Origin of the sequence: Neobacillus mesonae, assembly GCF_023715155.1 — a bacterium.
GTDB lineage: Bacteria > Bacillota > Bacilli > Bacillales > Cytobacillaceae > Neobacillus > Neobacillus mesonae_A.
Map to the genome: position 1 here is coordinate 20,715 of NZ_JAMBNQ010000039.1, position 23,427 is coordinate 44,141.

The 23,427-nt window shown below is 38.9% G+C and carries 19 protein-coding genes and 2 pseudogenes; all 21 read right to left on the reverse strand.

Features of this window, described 5'->3' with window-relative positions:
* Positions 1 to 70: 70 nt before the first annotated feature.
* Positions 71 to 394, reverse strand: a pseudogene (locus M3183_RS22050) (recombinase RecA); the annotation flags it as partial.
* A 103-nt stretch (positions 395 to 497) separates the two neighbouring features.
* Positions 498 to 683, reverse strand: a complete 186-nt coding sequence (locus tag M3183_RS22055) for an HNH endonuclease signature motif containing protein (RefSeq protein WP_251473016.1) — start codon at positions 681 to 683, stop codon at positions 498 to 500.
* A 6-nt stretch (positions 684 to 689) separates the two neighbouring features.
* Positions 690 to 2,408, reverse strand: coding sequence for a group II intron reverse transcriptase/maturase (ltrA, locus tag M3183_RS22060; protein WP_251473019.1), 1,719 nt, complete (start codon positions 2,406 to 2,408; stop codon positions 690 to 692).
* Positions 2,409 to 3,232: 824 nt separating this feature from the next.
* Positions 3,233 to 3,517 (reverse strand): annotated as a pseudogene (locus M3183_RS22065) (recombinase RecA); the annotation flags it as partial.
* A 255-nt stretch (positions 3,518 to 3,772) separates the two neighbouring features.
* Entirely contained in the window at positions 3,773 to 5,023 is a 1,251-nt protein-coding gene (locus M3183_RS22070; protein ID WP_251473022.1) for a competence/damage-inducible protein A, read from the reverse strand.
* A 19-nt stretch (positions 5,024 to 5,042) separates the two neighbouring features.
* The gene (gene pgsA, locus M3183_RS22075) at positions 5,043 to 5,627 is read right to left on the reverse strand and encodes a CDP-diacylglycerol--glycerol-3-phosphate 3-phosphatidyltransferase (protein ID WP_251473023.1); all 585 of its coding nucleotides are present in this window, start codon (positions 5,625 to 5,627) and stop codon (positions 5,043 to 5,045) included.
* A gap of 157 nt (positions 5,628 to 5,784) precedes the next feature.
* The gene (locus tag M3183_RS22080; RefSeq protein WP_251473025.1) at positions 5,785 to 6,693 is read right to left on the reverse strand and encodes a helix-turn-helix domain-containing protein; all 909 of its coding nucleotides are present in this window, start codon (positions 6,691 to 6,693) and stop codon (positions 5,785 to 5,787) included.
* Positions 6,694 to 6,713: 20 nt separating this feature from the next.
* Positions 6,714 to 7,502, reverse strand: coding sequence for a YmfK family protein (locus M3183_RS22085; RefSeq protein ID WP_251473027.1), 789 nt, complete (start codon positions 7,500 to 7,502; stop codon positions 6,714 to 6,716).
* 243 nt (positions 7,503 to 7,745) lie between these two features.
* Positions 7,746 to 7,991, reverse strand: a complete 246-nt coding sequence (locus tag M3183_RS22090) for a DUF3243 domain-containing protein (protein ID WP_251473028.1) — start codon at positions 7,989 to 7,991, stop codon at positions 7,746 to 7,748.
* 268 nt (positions 7,992 to 8,259) lie between these two features.
* Complete coding sequence (gene ymfI, locus M3183_RS22095; RefSeq protein ID WP_251473029.1) at positions 8,260 to 8,982, reverse strand: elongation factor P 5-aminopentanone reductase; 723 nt, start codon at positions 8,980 to 8,982, stop codon at positions 8,260 to 8,262.
* Positions 8,983 to 9,061: 79 nt separating this feature from the next.
* The gene (gene yfmH / locus M3183_RS22100) at positions 9,062 to 10,351 is read right to left on the reverse strand and encodes an EF-P 5-aminopentanol modification-associated protein YfmH (protein ID WP_251473030.1); all 1,290 of its coding nucleotides are present in this window, start codon (positions 10,349 to 10,351) and stop codon (positions 9,062 to 9,064) included.
* A complete protein-coding gene (gene yfmF / locus M3183_RS22105; protein ID WP_251473032.1) occupies positions 10,351 to 11,631 on the reverse strand; it encodes an EF-P 5-aminopentanol modification-associated protein YfmF in 1,281 nt (426 codons plus the stop codon). The genes yfmH and yfmF overlap by 1 nt, the downstream gene beginning before the upstream one ends.
* Before the next feature lie 159 nt (positions 11,632 to 11,790).
* A complete protein-coding gene (locus M3183_RS22110) occupies positions 11,791 to 12,750 on the reverse strand; it encodes an ABC transporter permease (protein WP_251473034.1) in 960 nt (319 codons plus the stop codon).
* Positions 12,751 to 13,797 carry an ABC transporter permease gene (locus tag M3183_RS22115; RefSeq protein WP_251473036.1) on the reverse strand — a complete coding sequence of 349 codons (1,047 nt, stop codon included), beginning with the start codon at positions 13,795 to 13,797 and terminating at the stop codon, positions 12,751 to 12,753.
* On the reverse strand, positions 13,790 to 15,319 hold the full coding sequence (locus M3183_RS22120) for an ABC transporter ATP-binding protein (RefSeq protein WP_251473039.1): 1,530 nt from the start codon (positions 15,317 to 15,319) through the stop codon (positions 13,790 to 13,792). The genes M3183_RS22115 and M3183_RS22120 overlap by 8 nt, the downstream gene beginning before the upstream one ends.
* A 210-nt stretch (positions 15,320 to 15,529) precedes the next feature.
* Positions 15,530 to 16,612, reverse strand: a complete 1,083-nt coding sequence (locus tag M3183_RS22125) for a BMP family lipoprotein (RefSeq protein WP_251473042.1) — start codon at positions 16,610 to 16,612, stop codon at positions 15,530 to 15,532.
* A gap of 86 nt (positions 16,613 to 16,698) precedes the next feature.
* Positions 16,699 to 17,424 carry a GntR family transcriptional regulator gene (locus M3183_RS22130; protein ID WP_251473056.1) on the reverse strand — a complete coding sequence of 242 codons (726 nt, stop codon included), beginning with the start codon at positions 17,422 to 17,424 and terminating at the stop codon, positions 16,699 to 16,701.
* Between the two features lie 199 nt (positions 17,425 to 17,623).
* Positions 17,624 to 19,969 carry an FtsK/SpoIIIE family DNA translocase gene (locus tag M3183_RS22135; protein ID WP_251473045.1) on the reverse strand — a complete coding sequence of 782 codons (2,346 nt, stop codon included), beginning with the start codon at positions 19,967 to 19,969 and terminating at the stop codon, positions 17,624 to 17,626.
* Positions 19,970 to 20,306: 337 nt separating this feature from the next.
* Positions 20,307 to 20,543 (reverse strand): YlzJ-like family protein, encoded by a 237-nt coding sequence (locus tag M3183_RS22140; RefSeq protein ID WP_251473048.1) that lies wholly within the window; start codon positions 20,541 to 20,543, stop codon positions 20,307 to 20,309.
* Complete coding sequence (locus tag M3183_RS22145) at positions 20,540 to 21,295, reverse strand: ClpP family protease (RefSeq protein WP_251473050.1); 756 nt, start codon at positions 21,293 to 21,295, stop codon at positions 20,540 to 20,542. Before M3183_RS22145 ends, M3183_RS22140 begins: the two co-directional genes overlap by 4 nt.
* Before the next feature lie 140 nt (positions 21,296 to 21,435).
* Complete coding sequence (locus M3183_RS22150) at positions 21,436 to 23,103, reverse strand: ribonuclease J (RefSeq protein WP_311315398.1); 1,668 nt, start codon at positions 23,101 to 23,103, stop codon at positions 21,436 to 21,438.
* Positions 23,104 to 23,427: the final 324 nt, after the last annotated feature.

Genomic DNA, 23,427 nt, shown 5'->3' on the forward strand with positions numbered 1-23,427 from the left:
TTCTTTGTATTATGAAATACACAACTTATAAAGAAAAAAGTGTTTATCAAGATTAAGCAACAACAAGTTGATTTCCAAACATTACTCCGACTTTTTCACGGATCTGGTTTATGAAGACAGCAATTGTCTTAGATTTATTGATAGCACCTGATAGTTTACGAAGAGCTTGCGACATGAGGCGGGCTTGAAGACCTACATGGGAGTCTCCCATTTCACCTTCAATTTCAGCTTTTGGTACTAATGCAGCAACAGAGTCGATAACGATGATATCCACTGCTCCGCTTCGTACTAAAGCTTCCGCGATTTCCAGAGCCTGCTCGCCGGTATCTGGCTGGGAAAGTAATAACTCATCAATGTTTACACCTAATTTTTGTGCATAGGAAGGATCGAGCGATAGCGATAGGTAACAGACATCCTCGGCTTACCCGTTAGGAGCTGTTTTCCCCCGCCTCACACCGTACGTGCGAGTTTCCCCGCATACGGCGTTCCATCAATAGCTATGCGATTTGCTTGACTAATTTCTTCCTAAAACTTTCAATCCTTTTAACCACCATAAGTGGTCTCCCTGTTAATTCTTTTTCGTTATGGATTCGATAATGACACGGTTTACACACCGTTGCTAAATTTGCAACCTTATTAATCTCGTTCAGTGGTAAATATGGTTTTACATGGTGAATATTCACCGTTTCTCAAGTGACGAAATCACCGCAACACCTGCATTTTCCCCTATCCCGATTGAAAGTATATCCTCTGTTCATTAAGTATTCAAAATTATATATTTGGCTTTTTGTGTCATAGGCGATTAAAACCGATTGGATGTCATTGAAGATAGAATCAGCCCTATATAAAGCCGCTTTCTTCTTTGACCTTTTTGCGTAATGTTCTCTTCCTTCTTTTGTATATGGCGATTCCGTTAATTTCTTTTTTGGAACCATTTTCCAAGTTGCAAAAGCTATGGAAGTGATACCAACAACTATTTTATCTTTTTCGGTTATATGCTTCTTAGGTATTCGTTTAGGCACTACATATTCAATTGCCGCAATCTGTTCAGTTCTTTCTTCGTGAACTTCTCTCAAATTGTCTGTTTTGTTTGCCGGAGTCCATTTTGCACCATACTTCTTTAATGCTTTATAAGAAGCATATTTCAGTGTTTCTTTGTAATTTCGAAGAACTTCATTTACACCATCTGCCGCAGAGTAATAATTAATTATTCCCCTAATTTGGGAATTGATAAGATTTATATCACTAATTAAAAACTCTTTGTTTTTGGCGTATTTCAATCTCCTGATCGCTTTACGTAATTCTTTTACTTTCAGGTCAACTCGTTCTTCATCCGGCGTTACTTTCGGCAATATTCCATGTGTTGCTCTTCCACGATTACTGAGCATTTTAATCTTGAACCCTAAGAACTTTAGAGGTTTCTTTCTTGCATCGGTTATTAATGTCTTTTCTTCTGAAAGCCGAAGTTCTAATGTATTTCCCAGATATTCTCCTATCCGGTATTTCCACTTTTCAGCATCAGTTTTACTTCGACATATAATAACCCAATCATCGGCATAGCGTACTAAATAAGCTGGCTTCAATGTTGAATGATGTTTTAACGTAGAAATTTTAGACGATTGGCTTACAAAACTTTTCCTCGTCTTCTTGTTATACCACTCTTTTGTTATCCACATATCCATGCGATGTAAGTATACATTAGCTAACAATGGAGAAATAATTCCTCCTTGAGGTGTTCCAAGTTCATTCCTACTACATTCATTCATTATTCCGGCTTTAAGTATTTCTTTGATAATCATCAAGACCCGCTTATCCCTTATTCCCATAGACCATAAGGTCTTCAGAAGAATACGGTGATTAACTTCATCAAAGAATTTGCTTATATCACCTTCGATACACCATGTATACCCTGTACGTCTCATAATATGGTTAAGGTATTCAACCGCCTGTCCCGCTTCTCTCATGGGTCTAAACCCGTAAGAATGGTCATAGAACTGGGCTTCAAGTATTGGCTCTATTACGCCCCTAATTAGTTCTTGTATAACCCTGTCTATGATAGCCGGAATACCAAGTGGTCTGAATTCACCTTTCTTACCTGTCTTCGGAATAAATTTTCTTCTTACAGGTATTGCTTTGTAATTGTCCAATTTCTTTTTGACCCCATCGACTACCTCACGATAATCTTTGACCAAAATATCTTCCATGACAATTCCATCGCTTCCGGGTGTTTTACTACCTTTATTTGCTTTTAGCTTGTGAATTGCTGTCATTATCACTGCATCGCTTTTAACGATTTCGAGAAGCCCTTTAAAACTTGGGTGTTTGTTTCTTTCCAAACATTCTTTTGTTTGGTTATAAAATTTATCTTGCAGGGATTTGTATTCGGCTTCTGTTTTTGGTCTCGACAAGTTCTTGGACCCCCTTCAATCGTGTATTATTACACGTAACGCTTTGAAGGATTGCAGGTTTTAGTCAGTTGTGCTCATTGAAATCGATTCGATTCCTTAACGGCTTCCTTGTCAGTTTAGTCGCAAATCTACTCTTGTAACATAACTACTAACTATGCCCCTTCGGTCCACACCTTATTATCAGTGCTTCATACCTACTACGGGCTGCTGCCACCGAGATTCATCAGCCATTTCCTACTGATTAGTGTCATTGATTCCGCAACCTTAACATCCACTTCTCGGCTTCATTTGTTCCGTATGACTTAGCTTTACATATTCCCTTAGCGTCCAACTCTAACCCGCCAGCAAAGAATTCAACCACTGCGAGAGGTTCAAATTCTCGAATAACCTATAATGGTTAAACACAGATTTTGCAAACACGAATACAAAATCCACTACTGGTCATCCTTTCGGATGTGAGTACCTTCATTTTGGTATCTCCACGCCTTTCGAGCCGTACTTCCGTTGGTTCGTTCTAGTCCAGAGGACTCTCTACGCATAGGAATTTTCTAGCCCCCCGACTACTCCTGTACCATCTCAGGTCAAGTTTCGCCGTCCTCTCCGAGCTTCACACCATGATAAACGCGGATTTATCACAGCATGTCGGGGTATTAGGGTAGGAATGCTCGCATACATCCTAAGCAGGTATTTCACCTGCCAAATTAGTCATACAGTTCGAGTTTTAACCACAGGTTTTCATGGAGGTTTTTATCCTCCGTGGTCTTTACTCGGCTAAGCTTTAGCCCATTGTTTCCAATGGATTTAACTTAGCAACAAATCGCACCATGCTCGGCATCGATAAACGCAGCTTGTCCGCCTATTGCCTGCACTTCTGCGATAGCATGCAAAGCAACCGTGGTCTTACCTGAACTTTCTGGGCCGTATATTTCAATAATTCTTCCCCTAGGATAACCCCCAACCCCAAGTGCAGTGTCAAGTGCTAAGGATCCACTCGGGACGGTCGAAATTTGTGTATCCGTTTGCTCACCCATTTTCATAATGGATCCCTTACCGAATTGTTTTTCTATTTGTTTTAGCGCCATTTCTAACGCTGCCTTACGGTCACTCACAAATAGACCTCCTTTATAAAAAGTTTAATTATTGCCGGAATCTATCAAAACGAAACCTATTAATAATATAACCTCTTTCTGTTCATTTGTCGAGCAAAAACACGAACATTCATTCGACTTGATTGCAATCTATTTTTGTTGGCAATATGACCAAAATTACCCCGAAATGATATTAATCTGAGGTTTCTTTTCTTGAAAGCATCTTTTTCTCATTTTGTCAGAAAACTCTCTAAAACCAAAAACACAGAACGCTTCTTAAGCATTCTGTGCAGTACGCAGCATTTTTAAAATATAGTAACAGCCATATTTAACCGCTCGACCTCTGTTAGCGGTTCTAGTACCGCTGAGTGTTAATTTCTTAACAACCGTCTGCTTTCCTTTAATAGAAATCCCAATATAAACCGTGCCAACCGGTTTTCCTTCGAGTTCTTCGGGCCCAGCTACACCAGTAAAACTAATACCGATATCCGTTCCAAAAATTCTTCCGGCATTCTCCGCTAATTCCTGTGCACATTGCTCACTGACTGCTCCATATTTTTCAAGTGTTTCTTGCTTAACTTGTAAAATTTGATGTTTGACCTCATTGGAATAGCAAACGATGCCGCCTTTGAAAACAGAACTTGCGCCAGAAATAGAAGTAATATTCTGCTGAAACATTCCTCCCGTTAAGCTTTCTGCTGCTGTTATGGTTAATTTCTTTTCTTTTAATAGTTTTGTTAATTCGTTCAAAAGAGAAGATTGATCATAACCATATAGAAATTCTCCAACCCGCTCCCCGATTTTCTTTTCCACTTCATCCAGCATAGATACGGCAACAGCCTCGTCAGAATGTTTGGCGGTTAATCTTAAGGTCACTTCCCCATCTCCTGCAAGAGGCGCAATGGTAGGATTGCTCTGAGCCTCGATTAAATCAATAATTTCCGTTTCCAAAGCAGCTTCACCAATACCAAAAAAGCGCAGCACCCGTGAGACAAGAATAGAGCTTGAATCAGCCTCAGCAGATAATGCCTGTTTTCCGTACTTTGAAAACATCGGCTCCATTTCCTTTGGCGGCCCTGGGAGAAGCATATATAAATGGGCATCTTTTTTTAGCAGCATCCCTGGTGCCATGCCATGATCGTTTGGCAGCACATGTGAACCTTCCAGAATTAATGCCTGCTTTTTGTTATTTTCAGTCATTTCACGGTTTGTCCGTTTGAAATAAAGCTTAATTCCATCCAATGCTGCATCATCCATTACAAGCTGTTTCCCTAAGTGACGCGCAATTGTCTCCTTAGTTAAATCATCCTTAGTAGGTCCGAGACCCCCGGTAAAGATAATAATATCGGAACGCTTTTCTGCAATGGTAATTGCTGCTTTAAGCCTGTCTGGATTATCCCCAACAACCGTATGATAATATACATCAATTCCAAGACCTGCCAGTTCTTGTGAAATAAACCTGGCATTTGTATTGACGATTTGGCCCAGGAGCAATTCTGAACCTACCGCGATTATCTCTGCATTCATTTTCCCTCTCCCCTTTCTCCTACTTTGAATTTTTAAACACATGTCCATTTTTTGCAAAATAATCCAAGCCAGACCAAATCGTAAAAATTAAGGCTACCCAAAGGGCCAAAACATCAAAACGGAAAGATATCATAGCAAAAATAATATTATGTAACAAAATAGATGAAATGGCGATAATTTGTGTCCATGTTTTAATTTTGCCGAGCATATTGGCGGCCACCACTTCTCCTTCGCCGGCAAGCAGCAAGCGCAGACCGGTTACAGCAAACTCACGGCTTATAATGATAATGACAATCCAGGATGGCGCATAAAGATCATTTATTTCTACCAGAACAATTAAGGCAGAAGAAACAAGAAGCTTATCAGCCAGTGGATCAAGAAATTTACCCATGTTAGTTACTAGATTATGCTTTCGGGCATAATGACCATCTATCCAATCTGTTGTGGATGCCAAAATGAAAATTAATGCACCGACAAAATGAGTGAGCGGAATATCTGCCCCAAGCAAATGGATTCGTCCCCAATTAAATGGGACAAGCATAATGATTAGGAAAATTGGGATTAATAAAATTCTTGATACGGTTATTCTATTTGGTATATTCATACAGTTTCCTCCTAAAGCAAACGAAAAAGCCTAATCAACCCAGGCATTTTAAACATAAAGTATAACTTCAATCATGCGAGTTTTCTATCCCCAACTGATTGTTGGTCCCGTTACCTGCGTGCGGGATGGTAAGTGAAAAATAGCCATCACTCGATGACTATTCGTTCTTCGGAACATATTGAATCGTAATGTTCTGCCGAACCATTTTGGATGGATCTACTGCAAACTCCAGCTTCTGATCATTAACAAAAATATCTGTATCGAGGGAATTGCCGACTACAATATAAGCTTCTTTTTCGTCTGAAAAATCAACAGTTTGACTTTCTGTTCCACCTGTTTGTAACATTCCTGAATAAAAAGTCTTGCCTTTTCCATTTCGTATAGTGACCCATGTTTTTCCTTTCGATACTACTTTCAGAACAAATTGATCAGCATTTTTCAAATCAAATGTAGAATTTTTTCCTTGGCTCTTAACAACTGACAATTCCTGTGGATTTGCTTCAGAGGCAGGGGGTGTTGTTTCCTCATTGGTGCCCTTCTTACTATCTTTTCCCCCCTGATTCTTATCCTCAGTCTGAACCTTCTCACTCGTCTTTGCATTCTGGTCAATTTTATTCTCTACCTTTACAGGCTCTGTTTCATTGTTCATCGATTCAGTTGTATCATTACCTGCATGATTATAGAGAAAATAATACAAGATTCCAGCCACGCCTACGACAAACACACCAATTAATATTTTAGGAAGAATATCAAAAATTTTCGAATTCCCTTCTGAAAGGGCCTTATTTGTTTTAACCCGAGATAGCTGCTGCGGCAATTCTTCGTTAAGGGAAGCAGGTATTTCACTTTTATAAGTTTCAAAAATTTCATCCGGATCTAGTCCCAATGCCTCTGTATATTGTTTAATAAAGGCTCGCACATAGAAATTCCCAGGCATGCTTGAATAGTTGCCTTCTTCAATTCCTATTAAATAACGTTTTTGGATTTTTGTTAAGGATTGCAAATCATCCAAACTTAAATTTTTGGCTAAACGGGCTTCTTTTAATCGATTCCCTAATTCAGTCACTAACAAACACCTTCCAATTACTAAAAGTTAAAATCCCCAAAATCAGATCCAGAGAACAGATTATTCTTATCCATTACGTCATATGTAATTACTTCATCAGCATGATTTCTAATTTCAATAATATAATCAAAATCATCAAGTGTATATTCAGAGTGCTGGACAAAAATATCAGGGTGTTCAATCACCTTAACCGCCGGAAGACGCATAATTTCTCTAACCAGCTGCCAATGCCGTTCACTTGCGCGTTTTGTAGAAACGACACCGTCTAAAATAAACAAATTATCAGCGTTATATTCATCCTGAATCAACTGATCACGGATTGTCTGTTTTAAAAGTGTGGAAGAAACAAACAGCCATCTTTTATTGGCACATACACTCGCGGCCACAATAGATTCAGTTTTACCAACACGGGGCATTCCGCGGATTCCAATCAATTTATGACCTTCCTGCTTAAATAATTCTGCCATAAAATCAACTAAAAGGCCAAGTTCATCCCTTACAAATCGGAATGTTTTTTTCTCATCCGCATCCCTTTGAATATATCGGCCATGGCGGACGGCCAGCCGATCTCTGAGTTTCGGTTCTCTTATTTTGATTACTTTTATTGTGTCCATTTTATGTAAAATCGACTCAAGTCGTTTTATTTGGTTATCATCGTTTGCTAAAATCAGCAAACCGCGTCTTCCTTCATCAACACCGTTAATGGTTACAATATTAATAGAAAGCATTCCCAAAAGAGAAGAAATATCGCCTAGCAGACCGGGGCGGTTTTTTTGGATTTCATATTCTAAATACCATTCTTTTTTCATGTTAACCCCCAAAGAAAAATCGACAATATTTTTACGAATCTTTACCTAAACTTTATCATAAATGATTTTACTGGAAGATGAAAGAAAAAACACAGTGAAAAAAATATATTATGAAAAAAAGAGAGGGAGGATACCCTCCGCTCTCTTCTATCCAGCCATAAAACTTAATATTATCCCCCAGCTGGGGGACTTTGTTTAAACCATCAATAAAGGTTGTAAAAACCCTCACTGATGAGTTCTACATTATTGTTTAACAAGCTTTACCATAACGTTAGCAATTGCCTGCTGTTCTTGATCGTCGGCAACAGACCACATGTCTGCAAGAACTCGCTCCTGCTCATTTTTTGGGTCTACATTATCAGCTAAATAATCACCAATTTGATGAGCAAGACTGTTAATTGCGCCCTCACTCATTCCTTGACCTTGTGCTTGAGAAAGGCGATCACCTAAAAAGTCCTGCCATTCCTTCCAATTATCTAAAACAGACATTGTTTAACCTCCTTTTGATTATGGTACAACGTTATTTTGCTATTTTGGAGTTCAAACTATGCATGTAATAAAGTGAATTTTTTACCACATTAACGAATAAGTCCTACGTATCAAGACACAGCACAAGCAGGAAATATAAGCGGGAATAAGTGCTAAATGCACCCGATTGGTGAGATACACCGAAATTTACCAAAGTATCAGCAAAGGTTTACAGCAGGACTAATAATCATTGGGGGGATGGAAAAACCCCGCTGATTTAAGTTACATTTTATGTATACCATCCGCCATTAATAGCGAGGACCTGCCCTGTAATATAATTTGCTTTATCTGATAATAAAAAAGTGACAGCATGTGCGATTTCTTCTGGCAGACCGAGCCTGCCCATTGGAATATCAAAACGGATTTGTTCCAGCTCATCCTCTGTAAAGCCTTCCATCATGTGCGTAGAAATCGCCCCAGGGGCAATGGCATTGACACGAACACCATTTAAGGCAACTTCCTTGCTTAACGCTTTTACAAAAGCAATTTGAGCACCTTTGGCAGCAGAATAAGCCACTTCGCATGCAGCACCTGTCTGACCCCAAATCGATGTAATGACAATAATATTCCCAGAATTTTTCGAAAGGAATTTTGGCATTAATTCTTTTGTTAGCATAACAGGGTTTAATACATGGATATTCATCAAAGCTTCCAGTTCTTCCTGCTTCAGATCAATTAATAAACCATATTGGCTGTTCCCGCCGCAATGGACCATAGCATCCAGTGAAAAAATTTGTGATGTAATTTTTTTATAGCCATCAGGTTCAGCCAAATCAGCAGGAATGGGGATATACTCTCCCCCAAACTTTTTAAGGTCTTCGAGTAATCCCTTAATAGATTTTTCATTTTTATTATAATGTAGATATAAATGATAGCCGCTCTTCGCTAAATGATAAGCAACCGATTGCCCGATTCCACCGCTCGCACCTGTAATTAAGACAAATTTCTTCATTCTTTTCACTCTTTCTAATTCTCTTTAACCGTTGAAGGAAACGCAGGAAAGCGCCGCAAAACGCGACGCTGACCTAAATTTATTTCTTTGGGACAATTTGACAGACAGAAAAGCGTTCCTCTGCAATAACTTCTTCTGCTAATGATTCTACATCTTTTATAGTAATGCCTTCAAGTGTCGGTACAACATCAAACAGGTCCATTTCATTAAAAGCATAACGGGTAAATTGGTTGGCTATATATTCTGGGGAATTGATGGCCCTAAGGAATGCACCAATTTTTTTCTTCTTTGCCCTTTCCAATTGCTCGTCAGTAAATGTCCCTTTACTTTTAGCTGCTATAAGGATTTTTTGAATTCTTTCTGACAGCTGATCAGGATTATTCGTGTCCCCGCCAACCATAGCAAACCCAAAACCCTGTTCCTGTGTATAATCGTATGAAAATGAATCATCCACTAACCCGTCATTATAAAGTTCGTAATAATAGTCAGAGCTTTTACCAAATAAAAGATCAAGCAGAACGTTCATGGTTAATTCATTTTTTAACATTTCCCGTCCTGTCTGATCAACATGAAGTGCCTTAATCCCAACTAAACATTTTGGGGTTTGAACATTCATTTGCATGACTTGTTTCTTCTCTGCAGCTGCTTGCGGTTCATCTTCAAACTTTCGTTTAATTTCTGGCATATCTTTATAATCTTTCGCTGCTTGATTATTCCGGACCTGATTCATTATTTTCTCTGGGTCGACAGGGCCGACAATAAATAACAGCATATTGCTTGGATGATAAAATGTATTATAACATTCATACAACCAGTCTTTTGTAATATGTGAAATGGATTCAATCGTACCAGCGATATCAATTCGAACCGGATGATTTTGATATAGATTTTGAATTAGTCCAAAATAAAGGCGCCAATCTGGATTATCATCATACATTGTTATTTCTTGCCCGATGATTCCTTTTTCTTTCTCTACTGTTTTTTCTGAAAAGTAGGGACTTTGAACAAAATCAATCAGGGTCTCAAGGTTTTTTTCAACATCTGCAGTACTTGAAAATAAATATGCAGTTCTTGTAAAGGAAGTAAAAGCATTTGCTGAAGCTCCCTGTTTACTAAATTGCTGGAAGACATCACCGTCTTCTTTTTCAAAGAGCTTATGCTCCAAAAAGTGGGCGATCCCATCCGGAACCTTGACAAATTCATTTTTCCCAAGCGGAACAAAAGTGTTATCTACTGATCCATACTTTGTTGTAAAAGTTGCATATGTTTTGTTGAAACCTTTTTTTGGTAAAATGTAAACCTCCAGCCCATTTGCCATTTTTTCATGAAAAAGTTCCTCTTTTAGCTGATCAAATGTGATTTGCTCCATTATTCGCCCGCCTCCGATCCGGTTAAGAAGTAAATCGTATCAAGATCAATTTTATTCGCAGTCTGAACGATTTGATCTCTTGTGACTTTCCCCATTTCAGTCAGCCAATCATCAATTTTGATATCCGTTTGGGCCACAACATTATGATAAAGAATTTCCAAAAGCCCCCTTGATGTATCAAGGGTTTCTAAAATCTGATTTCGAATTACGGCTTTTGTCTGCGTCAATTCCTCATCCGTAAAATCTCCCTTTTTCATCGCTTCCATCTGTTCATGAATAATTCCTACTGCTTGATCATAGTTTTTATTGTCAATACCGGACATAACCATCATGAGCCCCTTGTGGCTTTCAAGACGGCTGGCAGCATAATAAGCAAGGCTCGCCTTCTCACGGACATTTATAAATAACTTTGAATGGGAAAAGCCCCCAAAAATCCCGTTAAAGACCTGTAAAGTAAAATAATCAGGGTCTCCATATTTGATATTTGTTCGATAACCTATGTTTAATTTTCCTTGCTTTACATCCTGATGTTCTTTCACTTCATTTACTTCCGACCGCTTTTGAACTTCCTGTTCCGGAGCTTGTTTCGGGGTCCGATTTTCAAATTGCAGCAGCTCAGAAGCTGCCTTTCTTACATCTTCCTCTTTGACATCACCTACCACATATAAATCCATTTCATCTTCTAAAAAGGCTTTTTTATAATAGTCGTATAAATTTTCGGCCGTGATGGCATCAACGTCCTCTAAATCTCCATTTACCTGCAATGCATATGGTTCCCCTTTGCACATTTCCTCAATTAGCCGGGCATTAGAATAACGCATTTTGTCATCATAAACAGATTGGATTCGTTGTTTTAATGTCCTCTTTTCTTTCTCAATTGTTTCCTTGTCAAAACTGCTGCCGGAAACATTCGGTTTGGTCAAAATTTCTGCTAATAATTCAAACCCTTTTTTTAATAATGGTGCGGGATCGCTTAAAAATTTTTCATTAGCAATTTCAATTAAAAAGCTAATGATATGATATTCCCCTTTTTTCGCTAAATCCACGAAAAGGGTTGCACCATATAACTCATCCAGATGGGCCCGCAGTTTAGTGGTGGCAGGGTATTTGGCAGAACTGCTTTGAAGCACTTGCGGAAGTAATGCCCTTTTTGTGACATCTTCCTTCGTCAAAGGGGCCTTCATTCGCCAAACAATTGTATTCGTTTTATATTTATTTGTCTCGATCACATGAAGCTTATATCCTTGCATCTCAATCATTCTTTCTTCAGAAGCATTCATTTGCAATCCTCCTTTAATAAGGCTCTTATTAATGATATGTAAACATTTTTCTTTATATCTTTTCCACTTAAATAAAACCTATACTAATTGAAGTAAAACTTACCACTTCCCTATAAAAAAGAAGAACTCCCAGATTAGCCGAGAGTTCATACTAAGTAATTAACGAGTCCCTTTGATATAGTGTGTTCCGCTTGCCTTCGGCGCATCGGCCCGGCCGATAAATCCTGTTAAGGCTAAGATGGTTAACACATATGGAGCGACTAATAAATATACATTTGGAATTTCTTTTAGGAATGGCAGGCTTGATCCAATGATACTGATACTTTGAGCAAATCCAAAGAAAATACCTGCACCAAGAGCACCCAGAGGATGCCATTTACCGAAAATCATGGCAGCCAACGCCATAAAACCTTGACCACTGATGGTGGCATGACTGAAGTTAGAGGTTATCGATTGTGCATATACAGCTCCCCCGATACCGCCAAGAGCTCCAGATATAATGACACCTAAATAACGCATCTTTGTTACATTAATTCCCATTGTATCAGCTGCCATTGGATGCTCGCCAACTGACCGGAGCCTTAGACCAAATGGTGTTTTATAGACAACATACCATCCAATAATTGCTGCAATTATAGCGACAAATGAGGTCCAATACGTATTTTGAAAAAATATTTCTCCAATTATCGGGATATCTTTTAATACCGGAACATCAATTTTTCTAAATCCTTCACGAATGATGCCTGTTTCCCCTTTTCCATAAATCTGTTTCACAAGAAACAAACAAACCCCAACGGCCAGTAAGTTTATGGCGACACCAGATACAGTATGATCGGCACGAAACGTTATAGAAGCTACAGCATGGAGCATCGAGAATAGTGCGCCTGCCGCCATTGCTACAAGCAATGCAATCCAAGGAGTGGCACTGCCAAAAGTATCAACAAATGTCAGATTAAATACGATAGATGAAAATGCTCCGATTACCATTAAACCTTCTAAACCAATATTAACTACGCCTGAACGCTCTGAGAATATTCCGCCTAACGCAGTGAAGATAAGTGGAGCCGCCCATAAAAGGGTGGATGGAACAACTATTGTTAAAATTTCCATTAAGCTCACTTACTTCACCCCCTTTTTAGTAAATCGGTCAAGAAACACTCTTATGATATAGCTCGATGCTACGAAGAAGACAATCAAAGCAATAATAATATCAACAAGTTCATTAGGAACTCCTGCTTCAAGCGGCATGTTCAATGCTCCTACTTTCAATGCACCGAACAATATAGCTGAGAAAAACACCCCTAAAGAAGTATTTGCACCCAGCAAAGCAACAGCAATTCCATCAAATCCCACACCGGTAAAACCACCATTTACAGTTGCATATCCAAAAGTCCCTAGACCTTCCATAGCACCCGCCAACCCTGCAAATGCACCGGAAATAACCATGGATAAAATAATATTTTTATTCACACTCATCCCGGCATAATGGGCTGCATGCTGGTTAAACCCAACTGATCTCAATTCAAACCCTCTTGTAGTTCTTTCCAGTAAGAACCACATTAAAATACAACAAACAATGGCTATAAGAATTCCCCAATGAAGCCGAGAATAATCTGTTAAACTTTGCAGCCATTCAGACCGCAGTGTAGCTGAATCTTTAATCATGTCGGTTTTATCTTTATGATCGGTAATAACATTTTTAATAATATAGTTAGAAATATGAAGTGCAACATAATTCATCATAATGGTAATAATGACTTCATGAACCCGAAATCTCGCCTTTAATAAACCCGGAATAAATGCCCACAAAGCACCAGCTACTATGCTTGCGATAATGGCCAGTGGTAAATGAATGATTCGCGGGAGATCGAACGAAACCCCCACCCAAACAGCAGCCAGCCAGCCAACAAGGAATTGGCCTTCCACCCCGATATTAAATAGTCCTACGCGAAAAGCAAAGGCAACGGCAAGACCAGCTAATATATATGGTGTAACCTGCCTTATCACTTCCCCAGTATAATAAATATCGCCAAATGCACCATTCCAAAGGGCTGTATAGGCAGCAACTGGATCGTATCCACTTGCCAGCATAATGATTGTCCCTACAATTACGCCCAGTAATACGGCAATAATTGGTGTTAATATACTTGATAAGCGTTTAGACATCTGCACCCGCTTCCTTTCTATTCGATCCAGCCATCAATAAACCTAATTCCTGTTCATCCGTTTCTTTCGGGTTTACGACTGCAACAATTTTCCCCTCAAATATTACTGCAATCCGATCGCTGACATTCATAATTTCATCTAGTTCGAATGAAATAAGCAAGACTGCTTTTCCATGGTCACGCTGTTCAATTAATCGTTTATGAATAAACTCAATTGCCCCGACATCTAAACCGCGGGTCGGCTGTGCTGCAATTAATAAATCAGGGTCCCGGTCTATCTCACGTCCAATAATTGCCTTTTGCTGGTTTCCTCCTGAAAGAGCTCGTGCCAAAGCATATTCACTAGGGGTTCTGACATCAAACTCCTGGATTAACCTTCTGGCCTGATTATAAATTTCTTTAAAGTTTAAAACACCATGTTTGGAGAAAGGTTTTTTATAATAACTTTGAAGAACCATATTTTCCCCCATGGGAAAGTTTAGTACCAAGCCGTGTTTATGGCGGTCCTGTGGAATATGACCTACCCCGGATTCAGTAATTTTCCGAGGTGTATGATTGATTAATTCCTTTCCATTTACCTTTATACTTCCGCTTTCTGATTTACGCAAACCTGTAATTGCTTCAATTAATTCTGATTGCCCATTTCCATCAATACCGGCAATTCCTACAATTTCTCCTGATTGGACGGACAAATTAAGCTCATTTACAACCGTCACACCTCGAACATCCTTGACAACTAAATCCTTTACCTCTAATACATCTTGTTTAGGCGAAGCGGCTTTTTTCTCCGTTTTGAAGACTACTTCACGGCCGACCATAAGACTTGCAAGTTCGTTAGGATTTGTTTCATTCACATTAACTGTACCGATTCCTTTTCCTTTACGAATAACTGTACAGCGGTCAGCAACTTCCATAATTTCTTTTAGTTTGTGGGTAATGAGGATGATAGATTTTCCTTCTTTAATAAGTGTTTTTAAAATATGAATAAGTTCTTTTATTTCTTGAGGTGTTAAAACGGCCGTTGGTTCATCAAAGATTAAAATTTCAGCACCGCGGTAAAGTGTTTTTAAAATCTCCACCCTTTGCTGCATCCCTACTGAAATATCCGATATTTTAGCTTGAGGATCTACAGACAAGCCATACCGTTCAGATATTTGCCGAACTTCCTGTTCCGCCTTCTTTATGTCGATATGTCCCGCCTTGGTTATTTCCCTTCCAAGAATAATATTTTCTGTTACTGTGAATGTATCTACGAGCATAAAGTGCTGATGGACCATTCCAATTCCCAGATCATTTGCAATATTTGGGTTGGTAATTTTAACCAGTTTTCCCTTAACTCGGATTTCACCGCCTTCTGGCTGATATAATCCAAACAAGACATTCATTAACGTTGATTTGCCCGCACCGTTTTCGCCAAGTAATGCATGAATTTCACCTTTCTTTAATTGAAGGGTAATATTATCATTTGCAACAAAGTTGCCAAATTCCTTACGAATATTAAGCATTTCAATCACATAATCCATCTTTCACACTCCCTGTGGTAAGGTAAAAGGAAATTTTGACCAATCGGTGTAAGAGGTCAGACCTTTCGAAATTTATAAAAAAATAGGGAACTCATTCTCCCTGCTATTCAAACCATAAGTGAAATGTGGAAATATCATTCTACACTTCATTTAGGATTTCAATAAGAAGGAATAAGCGGTTTAAAAAAACTCCGCTTATTCCACCATGTATTATTTTGCACTAAAATTTTTCAATTCATCACGGGTACCTGGTACTTTTACAGCGCCCGATTTAATTTTTCCAATCCATTCATTAACAGCTTTTTCAATTGCATCTTTGTTTGGTGCTTTATCATTGATTGGGGCTAAGCCTACGCCGTCTTCATTTAAACCATATAAAACGACTTTACCGCCTTCGAAGCTGCCATCCATAGCCTTCTTCGAGAGGTCTTGTACTGCTACGTCTACACGTTTAAGTGCAGATGTAAGGACAATATCCGGACCCATGTCTGCCTGGTCGCGGTCAACACCAATTACCCAAATTTCTTTTTCAGGATTTTTCTTCTTTCTATCATTTGCTTCTGTAAACATCCCATTACCTGTGTCACCTGCTGCGTGGAAAATTACATCTGCACCGGAAGTAAACATCTTAGATGCAATTGCTTTTCCTGTTTCCGCTTTATCAAACGCACCTGCATAGTCTATATCAACGACAGCTTTTGGATTGGCAGCTTTAACTCCCGCAACAAAACCAGCTTCAAAGCGCTCAATTACAGCACTTTCCATTCCGCCAATAAAACCAATTCTATTGGTTTTTGTTGTCATTGCTGCTGCTATACCTGCAAGAAATGAGGCTTCCTGCTCTTTGAAGAGAACACTTGCCACATTTGGCTGATCTACTTGTTCATCAACAATGGCAAAATGAGCATCTTTTTGTTGTTTTGCAATTTCTTCAATTGCCCCTTTTAATTTAAAACCAACACCAAATACTAAATCAAAATCTTGACGTACAAGAGTATTTAAGTTTGTTACGTAATCAGCATCCGATTTGGATTGAAGATAATCATAACCGCCTTTTCCTTGCTTAAGACCATTGTCTTTGCCGAATTTTTGAATACCTTCCCAAGCAGATTGGTTAAAGGATTTGTCATCAACACCACCTGAGTCAGTAACCATGGCAACTGAAAAAGTATCCCCTTTACCTCCGTCTTTCGATGTGTCAGTTCCTTGATTATCACTCTTTCCGCAAGCACCTAAAAGTGTACCAGCCGCTAGAACTAATGATAGAACTAAACCCATATTACGTTTTTTCAAGAAGTTTACCCCCTATAATTTTGATGAATTAAGCAGAAATGTTTAAAGCAAAAAATAGCTGCATTTTCGCAAATATCAGAAAAATACTACAATCGTTTTCTTAATACATGAAAACGAAACTTGTCTGCTTTAAAATAGTTTACCGAAAAAAGGACTGGTTCATCCAATTCGTCATAATGCATTTGTTTTAATACTAATAAGGCTGTTTCCGGCTCACATTCAAGAATAGGAGAAATTTTCTCGTGATATCCAATTGGTTCAATTTCAGCTACCGCATATGTAATTTTCCTGTGTGCCTCTTCATTTAAAATATGAAAGATGGATTCTTCCTCATGTGAAAAGGTTTCTGGCAGTATGTGGGCGGGTACTTTGTCAATACAATAAACGACAGGTTCCCCATTTGCTGTTCTTACTCTTTCAATCACAACAATTTCTTCCTCTTGCGGGCAGGAAAAATGACGAATATCCTCTTCTACGGCTTCTTGCTTACTTGATCTTAAGAAAATAGTCCCTGGTTTCATGCCAGCCTGTCTAATCATGTCAGTCACACTATTTAATTGCTCGATTCCTGAAGTAAATAATGGTTTTGAATTAACAAAAGTACCAACACCGTGGCGCCTGATAATTACATTTTCTTCTTCAAGTATTCTAAGTGCTTCACGGAGTGTTGCCCTGCTAATTCCAAGCTGTTTAGCCAAATCGAATTCTGAGGGTAATTTTTCTTTTTCTTTATAGACACCTTCCTCAATATCCTGCTTCAGGCGATCAATTACTTGTAAATATAAATGCCGGTTATCTGACTTAATAAACATCTGCATCCTCCAGCCTTTTCCTAAGACATCAGACATCTGATATCATTCCTACTAATCGAGAAATATATTACCATTTTTTCTAGGATAAATAAATAGAATTTTATGCTTTTGTCGAAAAAAGGCGAGAGAAAGCAGCTGTTAAACAGAAATGTGTTCTTAGATACCTGCCTCCAGCTGCAATCTCTTGCCTTTTCTTATTTTATGAGCTTTGTTCCTCATTATTAATTTTACTGATTAATACTGCCCGAGGTTTGCTCCCCTCATATGGGCCCACCACACCACGTGCTTCCATTTCGTCTATCAGGCGTGCAGCCCGGGTATAGCCAATTCTGAAACGTCGCTGAAGCATGGAAACAGAGGCAGTCTGCATTTCAGTAATGAGTTCAACTGCATCATTATATAATTCATCCTCCACAGCCCCTGTTACTTCAGGAATATCATCAGGAATCATTTCCTCCTGATATTGTGCTTTTTGCTGCGAAATAACAAATTCGACAACATCCTCTACCTCTTGATCAGAAAGAAATGCCCCTTGAACACGAACCGGCTTGGATGCACCAACTGGCATAAATAACATATCACCCCGTCCAAGCAGTTTTTCAGCTCCACCCATATCCAGGATAGTCCGTGAATCTGTTGCACTGGATACGGCAAAGGCAATACGGGAAGGGATGTTTGCCTTAATGACCCCTGTGATAACATCAACAGAAGGCCTCTGAGTGGCAATAATTAAATGGATTCCAGCTGCCCTTGCCATTTGCGCAAGACGGGTAATGGAATCTTCCACATCAGATGAGGCAACCATCATTAAATCAGCTAACTCATCGACAATGACAACAATATAGGGTAACAATGGCTGTTTATCATCTTCTTCAAGATTATGTTTTTTAATATGTTCGTTATATCCTTCAATATTTCTTGTACCGGTATACGAGAATAATTCGTATCTTCTTTCCATTTCACTAACAACTTTTTTTAAGGCCTGTGATGCTTTTTTAGGATTGGTCACGACAGGTGCAAGCAAATGGGGAATTCCGTTATATACATTGAGTTCGACCATTTTTGGGTCAATCATCATTAATTTTACCTCATGGGGTTTGGCCCTCATTAATATGCTGGTAATAATTCCATTGATACATACACTTTTCCCGCTTCCTGTTGCACCGGCTACGAGCATGTGCGGCATTTTATTTAATTCAGCATCTACGGCTTCTCCAGTGATATCCCTGCCCAAGCAAATCATAAGTTTAGACTCCGGTTTATCATTTTGAGTTGCTTCTAAAACCTCTCTTAGGGAAACCATTGCTATTTCAGAATTAGGAACTTCAATACCAATTGCTGATTTGCCTGGAATTGGGGCTTCAATTCGTATATCTTTAGCAGCAAGTGCCAATGCCAAATCGTCACTGAGACTTACAATCTTACTTACTTTAACACCAGCATCCGGATGAACTTCATATTTTGTTACGGCAGGGCCTAAATGGACTTGTGTGACCCTTGCTTTAACACCGAAACTTTGGAAAGTTCTTTCCAGCTTGGCGGCATTTGCATGTATTAACTCATATTCTCCAGTTTGGTCTGTTTTCTTAGGCAGTTTCAGCAAATTAAACGGTGGCAGCTCATAGTCGACATTCTCTACCTCAGTAAAGGTAATCGGCGGTGCCAGCTCATCTTCATCTTCGGCATTATTGTTTCTGTCGTTCGTGTCTGCAGGCTGATTTTGTTGTATTTGAGTTTCCTCTGTATAAGCCCGGTCTGCAAAACTAGAAATAATCGGCTCAGGAGACCTAAGCTCCTCAACTGCTGGCTCACTTTGTTCTTCACTCGCATTTAAAGCAGTCTGCTGATTATCCGATGCTTGTCTGCGCCTTTCATTTCTTTGATTTTTCTTCTCCTCCTGCTTTTGTTTCCACTCTTCGAGGTCCCTATTAAAAGCTGCCCATTGGTCTTTCATAAAGGCATACAGGGCAGTTAAAATTTTTGCTACGAGATCTCCAACCGATTTTCCTGTCAGTAAAATAAAACCAATTACGATAAAGATAAAGGCAATAATTTTAGTTCCTGTTTCTGCAAATAGATAATGAAATAATGCATATAATATGGCACCAAGAATCCCTCCACCAAGGTCGGATGTACTGGTTTCCCCCCGGACTTCCATCATAAACATTTCCCATGTATTTTCGATTACACTTGGATTTTTAAACTTTCCTTCGTTTGTCAGCAGACGAAACAAGGTTACATGACTCAATAAGAGGATGGCTGAAATGATAAAATAGCTTCCTATTAATTTGAGGTGAAAGATAAAGGGAATAGCACGTTTCCACATTAAATAAACACTTAACAATACTAAACCAATTAATGAGAGCATATACCATTCTCCCATCCAAAACCGGAAAAATAGAACGGTTGCTCTTCCAACAGCTCCTAGTTTGGCAATGGAAATGATGGCTAAAGCCAGAATGGCTATTGCTGATAATTCATATTGAAGTGTCTGCTTCATTTTATTTTCTCGTCTTTTAGGTTGTCGTCTTTTCTTTTTGGCCATTTAATCACCTTGAAATATAATATCTGGGATTCATCCCCTTATGGCTTGTCCATAATTCCGATTCTTTTATCCCGCATTAACGGGCAGTAAAATCCCCGCTTTAAGGCTTAGCTTAAAGCAGGAAGTATAAGTGGAGGAAGCTTGCGCATGCACCCGATTGGTGAGATACAGCGAAACTTACCGATGCATAAGCAGAGGTGTGCCTGAGCCAACACGGGACTAACAATCAGCGTGGTGAAAGAAAACCGCTGATTAAAATTTCACTTTATGTAAAGGAAGAAAGCAGCCTGTTTGGCTGCTTCTTGTTAATCTAACCTGATTATACCATAATTTTTTACTAGAAGGTGACTTCTCCTTCAAGGCTTGAAAAGGAAATTTTCTCCCCTGGACAAACTCTGGCATCCAAAAAATGCTGCGGGTCACTGCTTAAAATACGAACCACTTGAACATTTTGCTGATCTGATTGCTCGACTAATAATGGGATTCCTTGGTATTTCACCATTTGTTGTTTTCCAAATGCATCTGCGTCTGGGGGAAACACAAGCTCATGAGGCATCATTGTATATAAAATCATTGTATCAATCCTTCTTTATTGTCCTTTCTTAAATCAATTAATTCATTCAACTTCTTCATTGCCTTACCAAGTCCTCCGACTTCATTAATCAAACCATATTTAACCGCTTCTGCGCCAATAACATTTGTCCCGATATCTCTCGTTAAATTGCCTTTTGCAAACATCAAATCTTTAAAAACTTCTTCAGAGACATGTGAATGTTTCGTAACAAAATTGACTACCCTGTCCTGCATTTTATCTAAATATTCAAAGGTCTGCGGCACTCCGATGACAAGACCTGTCAGCCGGACCGGGTGTATCGTCATGGTTGCTGTTTCCACAATAAAAGAATAGTCGCATGAAACCGCAATTGGAACGCCAATTGAATGACCGCCCCCCAAAACCACTGAAACGGTTGGCTTTGATAGAGTTGACAATATTTCTGAAATAGCCAAACCCGCCTCCACATCTCCGCCGACAGTATTTAGGATAATTAGAACCCCTTCAATTTTGGGATTTTGTTCGATGGCTACAAGCTGTGGTATAAGATGTTCATATTTGGTTGTTTTATTTTGCGGTGGAAGTGCCATATGGCCTTCTATTTGTCCGATAATTGTCAGGCAATGTATTTTTGAATCAGAAGACAGCTGAGGTACATTCGTCTGACCAAGCTGCTGGATTTTCTCTATAATGGGCGAAGAAGGATTTTCCTGTTTTTGGGGCTCTTCTCCCTCTGGCTGATTGGCCGAAGTTTTTTGTAAGTCCTGATCCATTCGATTACTCCCTTTCAAAGCATGATATAGTTTAGTATTTACGCCTGCACCAAAATCATGCTCGAAATTTTTTCATCATAAAAAGGCACTTAGAATCTATTTGGATTTTATCCTATAGTTTCTAAGTGCCTATATCTGTGTTAAATTTCCATAATAATTGGCAGAATCATGGGTCTTCTTTTGGTTTGATCATATAAATAACGATTTAAACCATCCCTGATTTCCTGTTTTAAACTTGCCCATTCAAATGTTTCTTTTATAATATTTCGTTCCACTATTTCTTTCACTAATTTTGTAGATTCATCCATTAATTTTTCTGATTCCCGAACATAGACAAAACCTCTTGAAATGATTTCCGGACCAGAGGCAATTTTCTTTTCATGTTTTGTCAATGTTACAACGACAATTAAAATTCCATCTTGTGATAATAATTTTCGATCGCGTAAAACTATATTTCCAACATCGCCGACACCTATACCATCTATCAGCACATTACCAGAAGGGACTTTTCCTGTAATAGCTGCTGTTTCATCCTTCCATTCAACAATATCTCCTCGGTCTGGAATACAGATATGTTCATCATCCAGGCCACAATCTAACGCCAGCTTTCGATGGGCCATCAGCATTCGGTATTCTCCGTGAACAGGTATAAAAAATTCAGGCTGCATTAAGTTCATCATAAATTTTAATTCTTCCTGACTCCCATGGCTTGATACATGCACTGTCCGCTTTCCGGCTATCACATCAGCGCCTGCCTTAAAAAGCATATCGATTGTTTTAGCCAAAAATATCTCATTTCCCATTAGTGGTGATGCGGCAATAAGAACGGTGTCCCCTTCTTGGATGTTCAAAAGTTTATGGGTTTGCTTGGCCATTTTCTGCAGGCCTTCAAATGGTTCGCCCTGACTGCCTGTCATAAGGATTACTAAATCTTTATCTTCGTATTCCTTTATATCACTCACTGGAATAATTAATTCATCATCCACTTCCAAATACCCTAAATCAAGGGCGATATGATAAATCCGTTCAAGACTTTTCCCTACTACAGCCACTTTGCGTTTATTTTCTTTGGCTGAATCAAAAATATGCTGAATCCTGCTGATATCTGACGCGAAACAAGCTGCGATAATTCTTCCTGGGGCATTATAAAAGGCGTTTGACATTTCCCTTGCGACGATAGCCTCAGAGGTGGTATAACCCGGTTTTTCAGCTCCTGTGCTATCTGACAGTAAACATAAAACACCTTGTTCCCCAATTGAAGCCATCTTTCCAATTTCGGGTTTATAAAGTTTTGATGCGGCCTGATCAAACTTAAAGTCACCAGTATAAACAATATTTCCTTTCGATGTATGAATACAAATACCAACTGAATCAGGAATACTATGATTTGTTCTAAAGAAACTTACGTCCGCGGTATCAAACTTAATAACAATATTTGAATCAATTTCAATAAAATTCTTTTTCCCTTTATATTCCCGCTCTTTCAGTTTTGCAGCAGAAAGCGCCAATGTTAACTTTGTACCATAAACGGGCACATTTATATTTTCAAGAACATATGGTAAAGCACCAATATGATCCTCATGGCCATGGGTTAAAAAAATGGCCTTTACTCTGTCCCTATTTTCCTTCAAATAAGTAATATCAGGAATAACCATATCGATGCCAAGCATTTCTTCCTCGGGGAACATTAGACCAGCATCAATCACAAATATGTCCTTGTCCACTTCAACAAGATACATATTCTTACCAATTTCTCCTATGCCACCAAGTCCAATAAACTTAATGGAGTTATTTTTTTTTATTACCACTGCCTGAACTCCTCCTATGCTGTTTTCGAAATATTTTTCTAAAAACACTTTTTTAATTTGTCTGGCTCCGTTTCCTTACTAACTAGAGTGCTAGCACATTTCTAATTGGTCCGATCGAAATCAGTTATGATTATTATACTTGAAATGCGAAATTCTTTACAACTAAAAATCGTAAGCTCTTTCATTTTTACGGTCATAAAAATAGAGTAGGCGCATGAAAAAATTTCATGCGCCTCTCACAGATCCGTACGTGCGGGTCATCGCATACGGCTCCTCCATGCTTATCCCCGCTGGGGATGTAGCTCATTGTAAATGTCTAAAAGA